The following is a 14,786-nucleotide window of genomic DNA, read 5'->3' as shown; positions in this document are numbered from 1 at the left end:
GCCCCGGACGCGGTGGCGGCGCGGCTACGGGTCGGCGCCGCCACCGCGTCCTGTAATGGGGCGCGTTGCCGCCGGGCGTGGGAAGGGACCGATGCACGAGATGTCGATCGCCGCCGCCGTCGTCGAGCAGGTGGACGCGGCCGCGCGCGAACACGGCGCCCCCGGGGTGGCCCGGGTGCGGCTGCAGGTGGGCGAGCTGGCCGGCGTGGTGCCCGAGGCGCTCGACTTCTGCTTCGAACTCGCCTGCGCCGGAACGCTGGTGGCGGGCGCGGTACTGGACACCGAGGCCGTCGCGGCGCGGGCCCGCTGCACCCCCTGCGAGGTCGAGTGGGCCGTCGGCATGCCGCCGGACCTCGGCTGTCCGAGCTGCTCGGGCGGCGGCGTCGAGCTGCTGTGCGGGCGCGAGCTCCAGATCCTCGGCGTCGAGTGGGCCGAGCGCCCCGGCGTCCGGGCCGAACAGAAAGGCTGACGCCGATGTGCCAGACGGTCGACCTCCGCCAGGCGGTCCTCGCCCGCAACGACGACAGCGCCCGCGAGCTGCGCGCGGCGCTGAGCGCGCGCGGCACGGTCGTGGTGAACATGCTCTCCAGCCCGGGCAGCGGCAAGACCGCCCTGCTGGAAGCCGAGTTGGGGCTCGCGAAGGAGCGCGGCGTCGCCGTCGCCGCGCTCACCGCCGACCTCGCCACCGAGAACGACGCGCTGCGGCTGGCGCGTTCGGGCGCGCCGGTCAAGCAGGTGCTCACCGACGGGCTCTGCCACCTGGAGGCGCGGATGCTCGCCGGGCACCTCGACGGCTGGCTGCCGGCGGACTGCCGGCTGCTGTTCGTCGAGAACGTCGGCAACCTCGTCTGCCCCGCCTCCTACGACCTCGGCGAGTCGCTGCGGGTGGTGCTCGCCTCGGTGACCGAGGGCGAGGACAAGCCGCTCAAGTACCCGACCGCGTTCGGCCTCGCCAACCTCGTGCTGGTGACCAAGGCGGACCTCGCGGCGGCGGCGGAGTTCGACGAGGCCGCGTTCCTGGCGAACGTCCAGCGCGTCAACCCGGGTGTGGAGGTCGTGCACACCTCGGCCCGCACCGGGGACGGCGTCGGGGCGCTGCTGGACCGGGCACTGGGCGTGCTGGACGGGGCGGCGGTGCACCGGCCGGTGATGGCTTCGGGGCATTCGCACGGCGGGCACGTGCACGTGGTGCAGGAGACCCCGTGACCGCGCTCGACCGCGAGCGGCGGCGGGTCGCCGTCCGCGGGCTCGTGCAGGGCGTCGGCTTCCGGCCGTTCGTCTTCACGCTCGCCGGCGAGCTCGGGCTGGCCGGCAGCGTCACCAACACCGGCGAGGGCGTACTGGCCGAGGTCGAGGGCAGCCGCGAGGCCGTCGACGCCTTCTGTCGGCGGATCGCCAGCGACGCCCCACCGCTCGCCCAGGTGGCCTCCGTCGAGCACGCGGCGCTCGCCGCCACCGGCGCCACCGGCTTCACCATCGCCCCGTCCCGCGCCGACGGCCCCCGGGCCACCCTGATCCCGCCCGACGTCGCCGTGTGTGCCGACTGCCTGGCCGAACTCGCCGACCCCGCCGACCGCCGCCACCGCCACCCGTTCATCAGCTGCACCAACTGCGGCCCCCGGCACACCATCGTGACCGGCCTGCCGTACGACCGCGCCAACACCACCATGGCCGGCTTCCCCCTCTGTCCGGACTGCGCCCGCGAGTACGCCGACCCGGCCGACCGCCGCTTCCACGCGCAGCCCGTCGCCTGCCACGCCTGCGGGCCGTGGCTCGCACTCGCCGTGCCGGGACGGGCCGGGCGGACGGGCGAGGACGCGCTGGCGGAGGCCCGGCGGCTGCTGGCGGGCGGCGCGATCCTCGCCGTCAAGGGCATCGGCGGCTACCACCTCGCCTGCGACGCGCGGAACGCCGGAGCCGTCGCACTGCTGCGGCGGCGCAAGCGGCGCGGCGACAAGCCGTTCGCGCTGATGGCCCGTGACCTCGCCACCGTCGAGGGCCTGCTGCCCCTCCACCCCGTCGAGCGGGAGCTCCTCACCGGCCCGGTGCGGCCGATCGTCCTGCTGCGGGGCGCGGCGCCGGCCGGGCTCGAAGCGGTGGCCCCGGGCAGCCCCGACCTCGGCGTGATGCTCCCGTACACGCCGCTGCACCACCTGCTGCTCGCCGCGCCCGGGACCGACCTCCTGGTGATGACCAGCGCCAACCTCTCCGGCGAACCCATCGTCACCGACGACCGGCACGCGCTCGCCGCGCTCGCCCCGCTCGTCGACGGCTGGCTCACCCACGACCGCCCGATCCACGTGCCCTGCGAGGACTCCGTCGTGCGCGTGGTCGACGGCGAGCAACTGCCGCTGCGGCGCTCGCGCGGCTACGCGCCGCTCCCGCTCCCGCTGCCCGTGCCCGTCCGGCCGGCACTGGCCGTCGGCGGCGACCTCAAGAACACCTTCGCGCTCGCCCGCGACGGCTACGCCTGGCTCTCCGGCCACATCGGGGACATGGACGACCTCGCGACGCTGCGCGCCTTCGACCACGCGGTGGACCAGCTCGGCGTCGTCAGCGGCGTGCGGCCCGACCTGCTCGTCGCCGACCGCCACCCCGGCTACCGCTCGGTGCACCACGCCGAGCGGACCGCCGAGGGCCGGCCCGTCCGGCGGGTGCAGCACCACCACGCGCACGTGGCCGCGGTGATGGCCGAACACGGCCTGGACGGCCGCCGGCCGGTGCTCGGCGTCGCCTTCGACGGGACCGGGTACGGCGACGACGGCGCGATCTGGGGCGGCGAGGTGCTGCTCGCCGACTACGACGGCTACCGCCGCCTCGCCCACCTCGCGTACGTGCCGCTGCCGGGCGGGGACGCGGCGGTCGAGCGCCCGTACCGGACGGCGCTCGCGCACCTGCGCGCCGCCGGGCTGCCGTGGGCGGCGGGACTGCCGCCGGTCGAGGCCTGCCCGGAAGAGGAACTGCGGCTGCTGGAGCGGCAGTTGGACCGCGGACTGAACTGCGTGCCGACCTCCAGCATGGGCCGGCTCTTCGACGCGGTGTCCTCGCTCGCCGGCGTCTGCCACCGGGCCGGGTACGAGGCCCAGGCGGCCATCGAACTGGAGGCCGCGGCCGTCGGGCCTGGGGCGGACGGATTCGGGACGGTCGAGGGGTACGCCTTCGGGCTGTCGGAGCGGGCGGGCGGCTGGACCGCCGAAGCGGGGCCGGTGCTGGCAGCGGTGCTGGCGGACCTGGCCGCGGGCGCCCCGGCCGGGCTGATCGCCGCGCGCTTCCACGCCGGGGTGGCCTCGCTCGTCCGGCGGATCTGCGCGGCCGCCCGGGAGGAGTACGGGATTTCGACGGTGGCGCTGAGCGGTGGCGTCTTCGCCAACGCGCTGCTCTCCTCGGCCTGCGCGAGCGGCCTCGGGGAGGACGGCTTCACCGTGCTGCGGCACCGCCGGGTGCCGCCCAACGACGGAGGGCTGGCGCTCGGCCAGCTGATGGTGGCCGCCCGCTCGGCGGCCACCCGGGAGGAGTGAGGGCGCATGTGCCTGGCGGTGCCCGGCAGGGTGACGGAGATCGAGGAACGCGACGGGACCCGGATGGCGGTCATGGACTTCGGCGGAGTGGTCAAGGACGTGTGCCTTGAGTACCTGCCCGACCTGGCGGTGGGGGAGTACGCGATCGTCCACGTGGGCTTCGCGCTCCAGCGCCTGGACGAGGAGTCGGCCCGGCGGACCCTGGAGCTGTTCGAGGAACTCGGGCTGCTGCAGGAGGAGTTCGGCGACCCGTGGGAAGCGGCGCGGGCGGTGGAGGCAGTGGGGACGGACCGCGGGGCTGAGGAGGCCGGACGGTGAAGTACCTGGAGGAGTTCCGCAACCCCGAGCTCGCGGAGGGCCTGCTCGCCGACATCAGGGCGACGGTCACCCGGCCATGGGCGCTGATGGAGGTCTGCGGTGGCCAGACGCACAGCATCATCCGGCACGCCATCGACCAACTCCTGCCGGAGGAGGTCGAGTTGATCCACGGTCCGGGCTGCCCGGTGTGCGTCACCCCGCTGGAGGTGATCGACCGGGCGCTCGCGATCGCCGCCCGGCCCGAGGTGATCTTCTGCTCCTTCGGGGACATGCTGCGGGTGCCGGGGACGGACCGCGACCTGTTCCGCGTCCGCGGCGAGGGCGGCGACGTCCGGGTGGTGTACTCGCCGCTCGACGCGCTCAAGATCGCCCGGGAGAACCCGGACCGCGAGGTCGTCTTCTTCGGCATCGGCTTCGAGACCACCGCCCCGCCCAACGCCATGGCCGTCCACCTGGCAAGGAAGCAGGGCCTGCGCAACTTCAGCATGCTCGTCTCGCACGTCCGGGTGCCCCCGGCCATCGAGGCGATCATGGACTCGCCGGACTGCCGCGTCCAGGGCTTCCTCGCCGCCGGGCACGTGTGCAGCGTCATGGGCACCGACGAGTACCCGGCGCTCGCGGAGCGCCACCGGGTGCCGATCGTCGTCACCGGCTTCGAGCCCCTGGACATCCTGGAGGGCATCCGGCGCACCGTCCGCCAGCTGGAGCGCGGCGAACACGCCGTCGACAACGCCTACCCGCGAGCCGTCCGGCCCGAGGGCAACCCGGCGGCGCGCGCCATGCTGGAGGACGTCTTCGAGGTCGCCGACCGCGCCTGGCGCGGCATCGGCGTCATCCCGCTGAGCGGCTGGCGGCTGTCGCCGCGCTACCGCGACCACGACGCCGAGCACCGCTTCGACGTCGGCGGGATCACGACCTGCGAGCCCGCCGCGTGCCGCAGCGGCGAGGTGCTGCAGGGGCTGCTGAAGCCCCACCAGTGCGAGGCCTTCGGCACCGTCTGCACCCCGCGCACCCCGCTCGGCGCCACCATGGTCTCCAGCGAGGGCGCCTGTGCGGCGTACTACCTCTACCGGCGGCTGAGCGTGCCGGTCGTGCCCCTTTCCGCTCAGGAGGCGAGTCGCGTTGGCTGACGTCGAACTGCTCACGGACACCGGCGCGTTGGACTTCTCCGGCTGGAGCTGTCCGCTGCCGCTGCGCGATCACCCGAGGGTCGTCATGGGGCACGGGGGCGGCGGGGCGATGTCCGCGGAGCTCGTGGCGAACATCTTCGCGCCCGCGTTCGGCGGCCAGGCGCTGGAGGGACTCGGCGACTCCGCCGTCCTCCACCTCGGCGGCGCCCGGCTCGCCTTCTCGACGGACTCCTACGTCGTGCGGCCGCTGTTCTTCCCCGGCGGCTGCATCGGCGACCTCGCCGTCAACGGGACCGTCAACGACCTCGCCATGAGCGGCGCCCGCGCCGCCTACCTCTCCTGCGGCTTCATCCTGGAAGAGGGGGTGGAGATGGCCGTCGTCGACCGCGTGGCCCGCGCCCTCGGCGCGGCCGCCCGCGCTGCCGGGGTCGAGGTCGCCACCGGGGACACCAAGGTGGTCGAGGCCGGGCACGGCGACGGCATCTACCTCAACACCGCCGGCATCGGTCTCGTCCCGGCCGGCGTCGACATCCGGCCGCAGCGGGCCGAACCGGGTGACGTGGTCATCCTCAGCGGGCCGATCGGGCTGCACGGCGTGGCGATCATGAGCGTGCGGGAGGGCCTGGAGTTCGGCGTCGAGGTGCGCAGCGACAGCGCGGCGCTCGGCGGGCTCGTCGAGGCCATGCTCAGGGTGACGCGTGACGTCCACGTCCTGCGCGACCCCACCCGGGGCGGCCTGGCGGCCTCGCTCAACGAGATCGCCGCGGCGGCCGGGGTCGGCGTGGTGATCACCGAGCGGGCCGTCCCCGTGCCGGAGGCGGTGGCCAACGCGTGCTCCGTCCTGGGCCTGGACCCGATGTACATCGCCAACGAGGGCAAGCTCGTCGCCTTCGTGCCGCGCGACGAGGCGGACGCGGTCCTCGCCGCCATGCGGGCCCACCCGCTCGGCGCGGAGTCCGTGGTGATCGGCGAGTGCGTCGAGGACCACCCCGGGATGGTCGTCGCCCGGACCGGCTTCGGCGGGACGCGGGTCGTCGACCTGCCGATGGGGGAGCAGCTGCCGCGGATCTGCTGATTCCGCTTCGGTAGCCTTCCGGGTGTGACTTCCGTCGATGAGCCCGTTCACGTGGTGGCGTACGACCCGGCCTGGGTGGAGCTGGGGAGTGCGCTGGTCGCGCGCGTGCGGGGCGCGCTGCGCGGCCTGACCGTCTGCGAGGTCGAGCACATCGGCTCCACGGCGGTGCCCGGCCTGGACGCCAAACCGGTGATCGACGTCCAGGTCGGGTGCGTGGCGGGCGAGTTCGGCGTCGCCGTGGCGCGCGTGCGGGCGCTCGGGTTCGAGCACCTGGGCGAGGCCGGCGTCCCGGGCCGCGCGTACCTGCGGCGGCGCACCGGCCAGGCGGCGAACGTCCACGTCATGGCGCTGGACGGGCCGTTGTGGGCCGCCAACCTCGCGTTCCGCGACCACCTGCGGGCACACCCGGAGGCGGCCGCACGGTACGCGCGCGTGAAGCGCGAGGCGGCGCTGGCGGCGGGCAGCCTGCTGGCCTACTCGGAGCTGAAGGCGGCGACGGTGGCCGACATCATGCGCGCGGCGCGGTAGGTCCTGCGCCGGACTGCGCCCTGCGGGTGCGGTGGTGGTGGACGAGGACACCGATCGTCGCGGTGACGACGGCGACGGCGACGAGGACCGTGTCGAAGAAGGCGGCCATGACCAGGTCGAAGCGCCCGCCTGCGGCCTGGCCGGAGAATTCGGGGGAGACCAGGCCGCCCGGGTCCTCGGTGACGGCCACGCGCTCGCCGGCCGTGTCGGCGGCACCGCAGTCGACGGCGTGGGTGCGGGCCGGGGCGTCGTCGTAGCGGACGTCGCAGTCGTAGGTCGTGGTCTTGCCGTGGATGACGCGGATGTCGGCGACCGTGCCCGGGTGTTCGGTGCCGCGGATCGTCAGCACGGTGGCCTGCGCGGTGTTCATGCTGAGCAGCGGCACGGCGATGAGCGGGGCGAGGAGCAGGCCGAGGGAGACCTTCCGCAGGGCCTTGGACGGGCAGAGGCCCCAGAGCGCGACGACCAGGCCGGTCATCCCGGTGAGGACCAGCGCCAGCGAGGGCACCAGCATCCAGAGCCCGAACGCGCCGAGGGCCCCGCCGAGCGGCAGCAGGACGGCGGCGGCCGGTATCCACAGCGCCGTCAGCAGGGGGCGCCTGGGCCAGGGGACGTCGTTCCCGTGGCCTCCGCGGCCTCGGCGCCGCTGCCCGCTGGCGGGCCGGGGACTCTCGCTGTGTGTCACGGTCGGACATCCTGCCAGGCCAGGCAGGGGGTGTGCCGGGTGGGGCGTGCGCTGACGCGTTGTTGATCGATTGTCTACGCACGCTTGGTGTCCTGTCTCCCGCCCCGCGATCGCAGCCGCGCGCGGGCCGCCCCGAGGCAGGAGAGTCCCGTGTCGCACATCGCCCTTTCCACCGTCCGCCGCCGTTCCCGCCTGGCGGCGGTGGCGCTCGCCGTGTCCGCGATATCGGCGTCCGGCCTCACCGTGCTCGCCGCGGCGCCCGCGAGCGCCGCCACGTCGGACGTGGTCGAACAGACGGTCACGATCCAGGACCACCAGAACGGCTACGCCCTGGCGACCATCGACGGCGAGGGCTCGCGGATCGTCGCCCGCAACTACCGGGACGCCTCGACCTCGTTCTGGATCTCCAACAAGCCGGGCGGGCGGGTCGACTTCGTCCGCAACGTCAACGGCACCGAGCGCGTCGTCGAGATGGACACCAGGGACAGCCGCACCACCCAGTTCATCCACTGGTGGGCGGGTGCCAACCAGCAGTGGACCCTGGAGAACGCCGCCGAGGGCGGCACCTACATCCACAACGCGCTCGACAGCCGCTGCCTGACCTTCAACGGCCTCGACCGGGAGGCCACGGTGGAGAACTGCAACGGCACGGCGTCCCAGCGCTTCGACCTCGTCGGCAGCGGCGGCCAGAACAACGGCACGTCCGTCGAGCAGCGCTTCCTCCAGCGGGTCAACGACCTGCGCGCGCAGTACGGACGGCCGGCGCTCCGCTACAACGAGACCCTCGCCCAGGCCGCCCGGTGCAACGCCGACCAGATGAACCAGCGTCGTGTCTCGGGGCACTTCTGCGACTCGCCGGGCATCCTGAGGGGCCTCGGCTACAACTTCCGGAGCTGGGGCGAGATCGCGTTCTACGGCCCCACGGACATCGACGCGGCCGTCGACGGGTGGATCAACTCGTCCGGCCACCGCGACATCATGCTCGACCCCAACCACACCGAGGTCGGGCTGGCCCGGACGGGCAACGCCTCGTGGAACGCGGAGTTCGGCTCCCGCTGAGCCGGGAGCCGTCGGACCGGCGGCAGCGACGAAGCCCGGTCGCCCCCTCTCGGGTGGGGCGACCGGGCTTCGTCCGGTCCGGTCCGGGTGGTGCTCCGGGCTCAGGACTCCTTGATGACGAGGGTCTTCGCCGCCTTGTCGTGGAAGCACTGCTGCAGCGGCTTGTCCCAGAGGTGGGAGAGCACGTTCACCAGGTAGAACAGCGAGCCGATGCAGTAGACGGCCTGGGGCAGGCCGTAGACGGCGCTGCGGATCCACAGGTCGTTGTCGACCGGGCGGCCGCCGTGCTCGACCGAGACGACCCGCAGCTTCATGACCTTCTTGCCGACGGTCTGCTGGTCCTGGGTCATCATCATCAGGGCCTCGTAGCCGAAGACGACGATGCCGCTGACGATGCTGGACATGATCGCGCCGATCGCCGCCGCGACGGCGAACTGGACGATGAGCAACGGGATCAGCAGGACGAGGGCGTCGATCAGGCGGGCCAGGAAGCGGTCGCCGGGGTTGGCCAGGACGCGGGTGCCGGGCGCCGTCGGGCCGTACGGGTTGGGCGCGCCGAGCCACGGCGGGAGCTGGGGGCCGCTCGTCGGGTAGCCGCCGCCCTGCGGGTAGCCGCCCTGGGGCGGCGGCGGGTAGCCGTAGCCGGGCGGCGGGGTGCCGGGGCCGCCGGGCTGGGGGTCGTACGGGCCCTGCGGGACGCCGTAACCGGGCTGCTGCGGGGGCTGCTGGCCGTAGGGGTTCTGGGGGTTCGGCTCTGACGGGTAGCCGTAGCCAGGGGTTTCGTTGGTCATCGTCCCGCTCGTCTCGTTGTGGCTTAGGACTGAAGGTGTAGCGGCTCGACCGAACCTTTAGGAAGAGTTTGGGATCAACTGTTACGTGAACAAAGATGATTCGCGACTATTCGACGATGGGTCCGGTCGGTCGGTCCGGACCGGGGCCCGGCGCCGGCCGCGGGGTCCTCAGCCCTGCGGCGATTGCGATGCCCCGAGGAGCGCCTCGGCCGCCTCGGTGCGGGCGTAGAGGACGTGGCGGCCGGTGCGGTGGGCGGTCAGGAGGCCGGCGGTGCGGAGGGTGGTGAGGTGCTGGGAGACGCCGCCCGGGGTCATGCCGGTGCGGTGGGCGAGTTCGGCGGTGGTGGCGGGTTCGTCGAGTTCGGTGAGCAGGAGGGCCCGGCCGCGGCCGAGGACGGCGGCGAGTGCCCGGGAGGGCTCGTGGCGGCGGCGTTCCCAGAGGGTCGCGATCCCGCGCGGCGGGTAGCGCAGGGTGGGCTGCCAGGCGGGGGCGCTGATCGAGAAGACCTGCGGCCACACGAAGACGGACGGCACGAGGAGCAGGCCGCGGCCGCCGAGGCGGTGGCCGCCGCGGGTGTGGTGGTGGCCGATGGAGAGCGTGTCGGAGTCCCAGCTGACCTGTGGGGCGAGGTCGTTGAGGAACTGCTGGGCGCCGCCTCGGGCGAGGAGGCGGGCGCGGTGGATGATGTCGCTCTCCACCAGGGCGCGGATCCTCGGCCAGTGCGGTGCGACGGCGAGGTCCCAGAACGCCTCGATGGTGACCGCGAGTCGGGCGAGCCGAGTGACCGGGTCATCGCGCAGGGCGTCGATGCGTGGCGACTGCGGTGCCCGGGGGGAGCGGAGGGCGGTCCGGACGTCCTCGGGCGGGGTCGCGCGCAGGGCGTCGAGTTCCAGGTGGAGGTCCGCCACGGGCGTGGTGGGCGGCGGGGCGAGGAACAGGGGGATCGTCCGGGGTGGTGGCGGCACGAGATCCGCCAGGAGGCCCCAGTCCAGCCCGGCGCCGGTCAGCCGGGCGCGGGCCGCCTCGGCCCACGGGCGGTGGAGCGGGTCGGGCGCGGGCAGGGTGAGGACCCGTGCGGCGGCCACCGCCTCCCAGAGCGGGGAGAGGGCGAAGCGGGTGAGGGCCAGGTCCCTGGTGGTGAATTCGAGTTCGAGCATGCGGTGGTCTTCCGTGGGGCGGGCGGTCCGCCGCTGGTCTCTCCTCTCTGTGACGTGCCGATGATCTCACCGGGGGCGCGTCACTGTTCCGGGCAGGATCCGGCGGGGCGGGGCGGGGCGAGGCGGGCCGGCCACGGCTGGTGAGGATTCAGCTCCTGCTGAATCCGTGGCCCGTCCCGGGTGTCACCCGCCAGGGTCTACCGCCATGACCACCGTGATCACGAGGGCGCCGCACCCCGTCGGCGCCGACTACCGCCTGCTCCTCGCCGCCAACGCCGTCAGCCGCACCGGCACCGCCGTCGGCTCGCTCGCCCTGCCGCTGGCCGCGGTCCTCGCGCTGCACAGCCCGCCGTGGCAGGTCGGGCTGCTGGCCGCCATGAGCACCGTCGCGTTCCTGCTGCTCGGGCTGCCGGCCGGGGCCTGGGTCGACCGGCTGCGCAAGCGGCCCGTCATGATCGCCGCCGACCTCGCCCGCGCCGGCCTGCTCGCGTCCGTTCCCGCCGCCTGGGCCCTGGGCCGGCTGACCTTCCCCCACCTGTGCGTGGTCGCCCTGCTCACCGGGACGGCCACCCTCTTCTCCGACGTCGCCGCGCTCAGCCACCTGCCCGCGCTCGTCGGGCGCGGACACCTCACGCGGGCCAATTCCCACCTGGTCACCATCGACGCCGTCACCATGACCGCGGGCCGCAGCGTCGGCGGCTTCCTCGTCGGGCTGCTCACAGCGCCCGTGGCCGTCCTCGTCGATGCCGTCAGCTACCTCGCGTCCGCGCTGCTCCTGCGTCGCATACGGCGGCCGGAGCCGGCGCCCGTCGCGGCCGGGAGCGGCGGCCGGCTGGTGGCGGAGATCCGGGAGGGGCTGCGGTTCGTCCTCGGCGATCCGCTGCTGCGCCCGATCGCCCTGGCCGGCGCCTGCACCAACCTGTCGATCCAGGTGTTCCAGACGCTGCTGCCCGTCCTGTTCGTCCGTACGCTCCACCTGCCGGACGCGGTGACCGGCCTGTTCCTCGCCGCCGGAGGCGTGGGCGTTTTCAGCGGCTCGCTCCTCGCCCGTCCGCTCGCCCGCCGGGTCGGCGCGGGGCGCGTCCTGTGGCTGATGGGCCTGGCGATCGCGCCGCTCGGCGTCGTCGTCGCGCTCGCCGATCGCGGCCCGGCGCTGTGGTGTGCGGCGGGGGCGTGGCTGCTGACGACGGTCAAGGTCGGGGTCGACAACGTCATCAAGGTGAGCTTCCGCCAGCACGCCACCCCCGACCACCTGTTGGGCCGCATGAACGCCACGATGCGCGTGCTGCTCACCGGTGCCCTCACCGTGGGCGCGGCGTTCGCGGGGACGTTCGCCTCGCTGACGTCGGTGCGGACGGCGCTGTGGGCGGGGGCGGTGGGGCTGATGGTGGTGTGGGTGCCGATCTACTGCTCCCCGCTGCGCACGGCCCGCGACCTGCCGGGGGTGTGACGCGCAGGCGCGGGCCGGGCGCGGGTCGGGCGCGGGGGTGGGCCGGCCGCTGGCGGGCGTCCGTCAGCAGGGGCCGGTGCCCGGGCCGCCGAGGTGGAAGGACGTCGGGGTGACGCGGCCCGAATCGTAGAGGGCAGGGCTGGTGGAGGTGACGGTCAGGCGGGCGTCGTCGGCCGAGCCGAAGAGCTGGAAGTCGCGGATCCAGCCGGAACCCGGTGCGCTGCCGAAGCGGCCGTCGCCCATGGACTCGCACGTGCTGCCGGTGCCGTGGGCGACCTCGCCGAACGCGCTGATGACCTGGGTGCGGGTGTAGGTGCCGTTCCAGAGCGAGCCGGGGAAGTAGCCGACGGCGTGCTGGTCGTAGAAGATCCACCAGTCGCCGGCGAGGTTCCGGATCCCGTAGCGGGCGGCGTCGCCGGGCTGGAGCGCCATGCCGGCCGTGTAGACCGGGGAGACCTGGACGAAGCCGCACGCGTTGTAGCAGCTCTCCTTGCCGTCCACCCAGTGGTAGACGAACAGGTGCGGCAGGAGGTCGCCGTTGAGGCCGAGGTCGACCGTCCAGCCGACCTCGACGGTGGACTTGCGGTCGGTGGACTGGACGGCCAGCTCCTGGAGCGAATGCGCGTCGGTGTCACCGGACTTGAGGGTGGGCGAGGACTGCAGCATCCGGATGCTCGCGCCGGTGGCGTCGGTCTGCTGGCGGCCCGACACGTAGTCGTAGCAGGCGCCGAACCAGCAGATGGGGCCGGTGCCGTCGGCGAGGGGCGCGGCGGACGGCACGACGGGGGCTAACGCGGTGGCCGCGGGGGTTGCGGTGGTCGAAGCGGTCGCGGGGGCGGCGGTGAGGATGCCGAGTGCGGCCGCGAGGGCGGCGGCGGTACGCCGAATACGCATGTGGGGGTCCATTCAGCGGGGGTGGTGGCCGTGAGTGAAGTCCGGCCGGGGGAAGGGGAGTTAAATCCTGACTTAAGCTCGCTTACGTGTGGGGTTAAGCTAGCGGCGGCCGCACCGGCACGCAATAGCCTGTGCGCGTCGACGAGGTGACGACGTGACGGCGCGTGGCGGCGGCGTGGTGGCGACGGGAAGGCGGGGGCGCGATGACGAGCAACGACGGGGACGACCGACTGCTGATCGGGCGGCGGATCCAGCAGCTGCGGGCCGAACGCGGACTCACCCAGCGCGCGTTGGCCGAACCCGCCTACACGGCGGCGTACGTGTCGACGCTGGAGTCCGGCAAGGCCCGGCCCTCCGACACCGCGCTGCGCTACCTCGCCGGACGCCTCGGCGTCAGCGCCGAGCAGCTCGCCACCGGACGGCCCGCCCACCTCGCCACCGACCTCCGGTCCCGGCTCGCCGACGCCCGGCAAGCCCTGTGCACCGGCGAACCGGCGGACGTGGCAGCGCAGTTCACCGCGCTGGCCGCCGAAGCCGACCGCTACGGCCTCGCCGACGAACGCGCCGCAGCCCTGGTGGGGTCGGGTGACTGCGCCCTGGAAGCGGGCGAACTCGACCAGGCCATAGGGCACTTCAGAGCCGCCGAGGACCTGCTCCGCGACGCCCCGCTCCCGCAGCGCATACCGGCCCTGCGCGGACGGGCCGTCGCCCACCTCCTCGCCGGCGACCTGCGCTACTCCTGCTACCTCCTGGAGAGCGCGATCGACCAGCTCAACGCCGCCGGCCTGCCCGACCCGCAGGCCCTGCTGCTCCTCTACTCCGCGATCACCGCCCCCTACCTGGACCTCGGCGCCCACCATCTCGCCGCCCAGGCCGCCGAACTCGCCCTCGCCCTGGCCCCGCAGGTCGACGACCCCGCCGCCGTGGCCCGGCTGCACCGCTCGGTGGCCCGCACCCTCCTCGCCGAGGGCCGCGCCGCCGAGGCCGACGCCTCCCTCGCCCGCGCCCAGGAGCTCTACCAGCAGCTCCGCATCCGCACCGAACTCGCCCACTGCCACTGGATGCGCGGCTACCTGCGCGCGCAGGACGGCGATCTTCCCGCCGCCGAGCGCGAACTCCGCACCGCCCGCCGCATACTGACCGAGCGCCGCGCGGTGCTGTACGTCCAGCAGATCGACGTGGAACTCGCCGACGTGCTGCGGCGGTCGGGCCGCGGCACGGAGGCGGCCGCGCTGCTCGCCGACCTGCTCGGGTCCCTGCACCCGAGCCGCGGAGCGGTCCACGCGGGGGCGGCCCACCGGCTGTTGGGCCTGATCGCGGAGGACCGGGGCGAGGACTCCGACGCCGAGGACCACTACCGGAGCGCCCTCGCCCTCCTCGAACACGCCGGAGCCACGGCCGACTCGGCGGACCTGTGTCGCCTCCTCGGCGATCTCCTGCGCCGCACCGGCCGCCCGGAGGAGGCGCTGGACGCCTACCGCGCCGGGCTCGCCCACCGCGCCACCCCGGGCACCACCACGCTGGGCCCTGCACCTGCGCTCCCGCCGCTGTAGCGCGGATCAGGACGGCGGGGCGGCCCGGTCCGACCCGCCGCGCAGGACGCAGAATTCGTTGCCCTCGGGGTCGGCGAGGACGGCCCGGCCGGAGCCGTCGGGGTGCAGCGGACGGTCGGTCACCGCGCTCCGGAAGCGGGCCGACCCGTAGGCGTCCGCGTAGTCGACCGCCACGTTCTGCAGGGCCGAAACCACGGTCCCGAGCCTCCTGGTGGCCGTGCCCCTCAGTGGATGTGGTCCTGCCAGTCGGCGGGGACGCGCTCCTGGGGCCCGGGCACCGTCTGCGTGCGCGGGTGGTGGTGCGGCGCGGCCAGCTCCGGGCCCTGCTCGAAGTAGTCGTTGCTGCGGTAGTCCCAGAACCAGTCCTCGTCCGGCTCGAAGGTCTGGATGAACGGGTGCCCGGTCTCGGCGAAGTGCCGCGTGGCGTGCTGCGCCGGAGACGTGTCGCAGCAGCCGACGTGCCCGCACTGGGCGCAGCGCCGCAGGTGCACCCACCAGCCCTGCACCGCCTCGCACTCGACGCAGCCCGTCCCGCTGGGCGGCACCGCCGGATCGACACCCTCGACGGCCTGTGACATGAGCGTCCCTCCAGAGTGCGGTGCGGTCTGAGCGCGGTGCTGTCCGAGC

General features: G+C 74.2%; 16 protein-coding genes. 10 read left to right on the top strand and 6 right to left on the bottom strand.

The window, feature by feature from the left end:
- Positions 1–91: 91 nt before the first annotated feature.
- Genes hypA through ACFVSN_RS02570 form a run of 7 tightly spaced genes read left to right on the top strand, consistent with a single transcriptional unit; the run spans position 92 to position 6,569 of the window.
- Positions 92–469 carry a hydrogenase maturation nickel metallochaperone HypA gene (hypA, locus tag ACFVSN_RS02600; RefSeq protein WP_387601154.1) on the top strand — a complete coding sequence of 126 codons (378 nt, stop codon included), beginning with the start codon at positions 92–94 and terminating at the stop codon, positions 467–469.
- Between the two features lie 5 nt (positions 470–474).
- Positions 475–1,206: a hydrogenase nickel incorporation protein HypB gene (gene hypB / locus ACFVSN_RS02595; protein ID WP_387601152.1), complete on the top strand. Its 732-nt coding sequence runs from the start codon at positions 475–477 to the stop codon at positions 1,204–1,206.
- Positions 1,203–3,518 (top strand): carbamoyltransferase HypF, encoded by a 2,316-nt coding sequence (gene hypF / locus ACFVSN_RS02590; protein ID WP_387601149.1) that lies wholly within the window; start codon positions 1,203–1,205, stop codon positions 3,516–3,518. The genes hypB and hypF overlap by 4 nt, the downstream gene beginning before the upstream one ends.
- 6 nt (positions 3,519–3,524) lie before the next feature.
- Entirely contained in the window at positions 3,525–3,836 is a 312-nt protein-coding gene (locus ACFVSN_RS02585) for a HypC/HybG/HupF family hydrogenase formation chaperone (RefSeq protein WP_387601146.1), read from the top strand.
- Positions 3,833–4,966: a hydrogenase formation protein HypD gene (gene hypD / locus ACFVSN_RS02580; RefSeq protein WP_387601143.1), complete on the top strand. Its 1,134-nt coding sequence runs from the start codon at positions 3,833–3,835 to the stop codon at positions 4,964–4,966. Before ACFVSN_RS02585 ends, hypD begins: the two co-directional genes overlap by 4 nt.
- Complete coding sequence (hypE, locus tag ACFVSN_RS02575) at positions 4,959–6,041, top strand: hydrogenase expression/formation protein HypE (protein WP_380435242.1); 1,083 nt, start codon at positions 4,959–4,961, stop codon at positions 6,039–6,041. The genes hypD and hypE overlap by 8 nt, the downstream gene beginning before the upstream one ends.
- 24 nt (positions 6,042–6,065) lie before the next feature.
- Positions 6,066–6,569: a GrpB family protein gene (locus ACFVSN_RS02570; protein ID WP_387601141.1), complete on the top strand. Its 504-nt coding sequence runs from the start codon at positions 6,066–6,068 to the stop codon at positions 6,567–6,569.
- On the opposite strand, the gene ACFVSN_RS02565 is transcribed toward ACFVSN_RS02570, so the two are convergent.
- Positions 6,550–7,254, bottom strand: coding sequence for a hypothetical protein (locus ACFVSN_RS02565; protein WP_387601138.1), 705 nt, complete (start codon positions 7,252–7,254; stop codon positions 6,550–6,552). The two genes, ACFVSN_RS02570 and ACFVSN_RS02565, sit on opposite strands and share 20 nt — an antisense overlap.
- A 150-nt stretch (positions 7,255–7,404) precedes the next feature.
- Here ACFVSN_RS02565 and ACFVSN_RS02560 point away from each other — a divergent pair, with 150 nt between their 5' ends.
- On the top strand, positions 7,405–8,313 hold the full coding sequence (locus ACFVSN_RS02560; protein WP_380491053.1) for a CAP domain-containing protein: 909 nt from the start codon (positions 7,405–7,407) through the stop codon (positions 8,311–8,313).
- Between the two features lie 101 nt (positions 8,314–8,414).
- Here ACFVSN_RS02560 and ACFVSN_RS02555 read toward each other — a convergent pair whose 3' ends face one another.
- Both ACFVSN_RS02555 and ACFVSN_RS02550 read right to left on the bottom strand, forming a co-directional pair.
- Positions 8,415–9,104 carry an RDD family protein gene (locus ACFVSN_RS02555; RefSeq protein ID WP_387601135.1) on the bottom strand — a complete coding sequence of 230 codons (690 nt, stop codon included), beginning with the start codon at positions 9,102–9,104 and terminating at the stop codon, positions 8,415–8,417.
- Between the two features lie 168 nt (positions 9,105–9,272).
- Positions 9,273–10,262 carry a DUF5937 family protein gene (locus ACFVSN_RS02550; protein WP_387601132.1) on the bottom strand — a complete coding sequence of 330 codons (990 nt, stop codon included), beginning with the start codon at positions 10,260–10,262 and terminating at the stop codon, positions 9,273–9,275.
- A 205-nt stretch (positions 10,263–10,467) separates the two neighbouring features.
- Between ACFVSN_RS02550 and ACFVSN_RS02545 the strand changes: the two genes are divergently transcribed.
- Positions 10,468–11,712: an MFS transporter gene (locus ACFVSN_RS02545; RefSeq protein WP_387601129.1), complete on the top strand. Its 1,245-nt coding sequence runs from the start codon at positions 10,468–10,470 to the stop codon at positions 11,710–11,712.
- Positions 11,713–11,775: 63 nt separating this feature from the next.
- On the opposite strand, the gene ACFVSN_RS02540 is transcribed toward ACFVSN_RS02545, so the two are convergent.
- Entirely contained in the window at positions 11,776–12,606 is an 831-nt protein-coding gene (locus ACFVSN_RS02540) for a neprosin family prolyl endopeptidase (RefSeq protein ID WP_387601126.1), read from the bottom strand.
- A 203-nt stretch (positions 12,607–12,809) separates the two neighbouring features.
- Between ACFVSN_RS02540 and ACFVSN_RS02535 the strand changes: the two genes are divergently transcribed.
- Complete coding sequence (locus ACFVSN_RS02535; RefSeq protein WP_387601123.1) at positions 12,810–14,159, top strand: helix-turn-helix domain-containing protein; 1,350 nt, start codon at positions 12,810–12,812, stop codon at positions 14,157–14,159.
- Positions 14,160–14,165: 6 nt separating this feature from the next.
- Here ACFVSN_RS02535 and ACFVSN_RS02530 read toward each other — a convergent pair whose 3' ends face one another.
- On the bottom strand, positions 14,166–14,354 hold the full coding sequence (locus ACFVSN_RS02530; protein ID WP_387601120.1) for a hypothetical protein: 189 nt from the start codon (positions 14,352–14,354) through the stop codon (positions 14,166–14,168).
- 29 nt (positions 14,355–14,383) lie between these two features.
- Positions 14,384–14,737, bottom strand: a complete 354-nt coding sequence (locus ACFVSN_RS02525) for a UBP-type zinc finger domain-containing protein (protein WP_387601117.1) — start codon at positions 14,735–14,737, stop codon at positions 14,384–14,386.
- Between the last annotated feature and the right edge of the window lie 49 nt (positions 14,738–14,786).

Origin of the sequence: Kitasatospora sp. NPDC057904 (assembly GCF_042887925.1) — a bacterium.
In the GTDB taxonomy this organism is placed as follows: Bacteria; Actinomycetota; Actinomycetes; order Streptomycetales; family Streptomycetaceae; genus Kitasatospora.
Note: the sequence above shows the minus strand (reverse complement) of the source record. Positions and strands in the feature narration are given on the sequence as shown.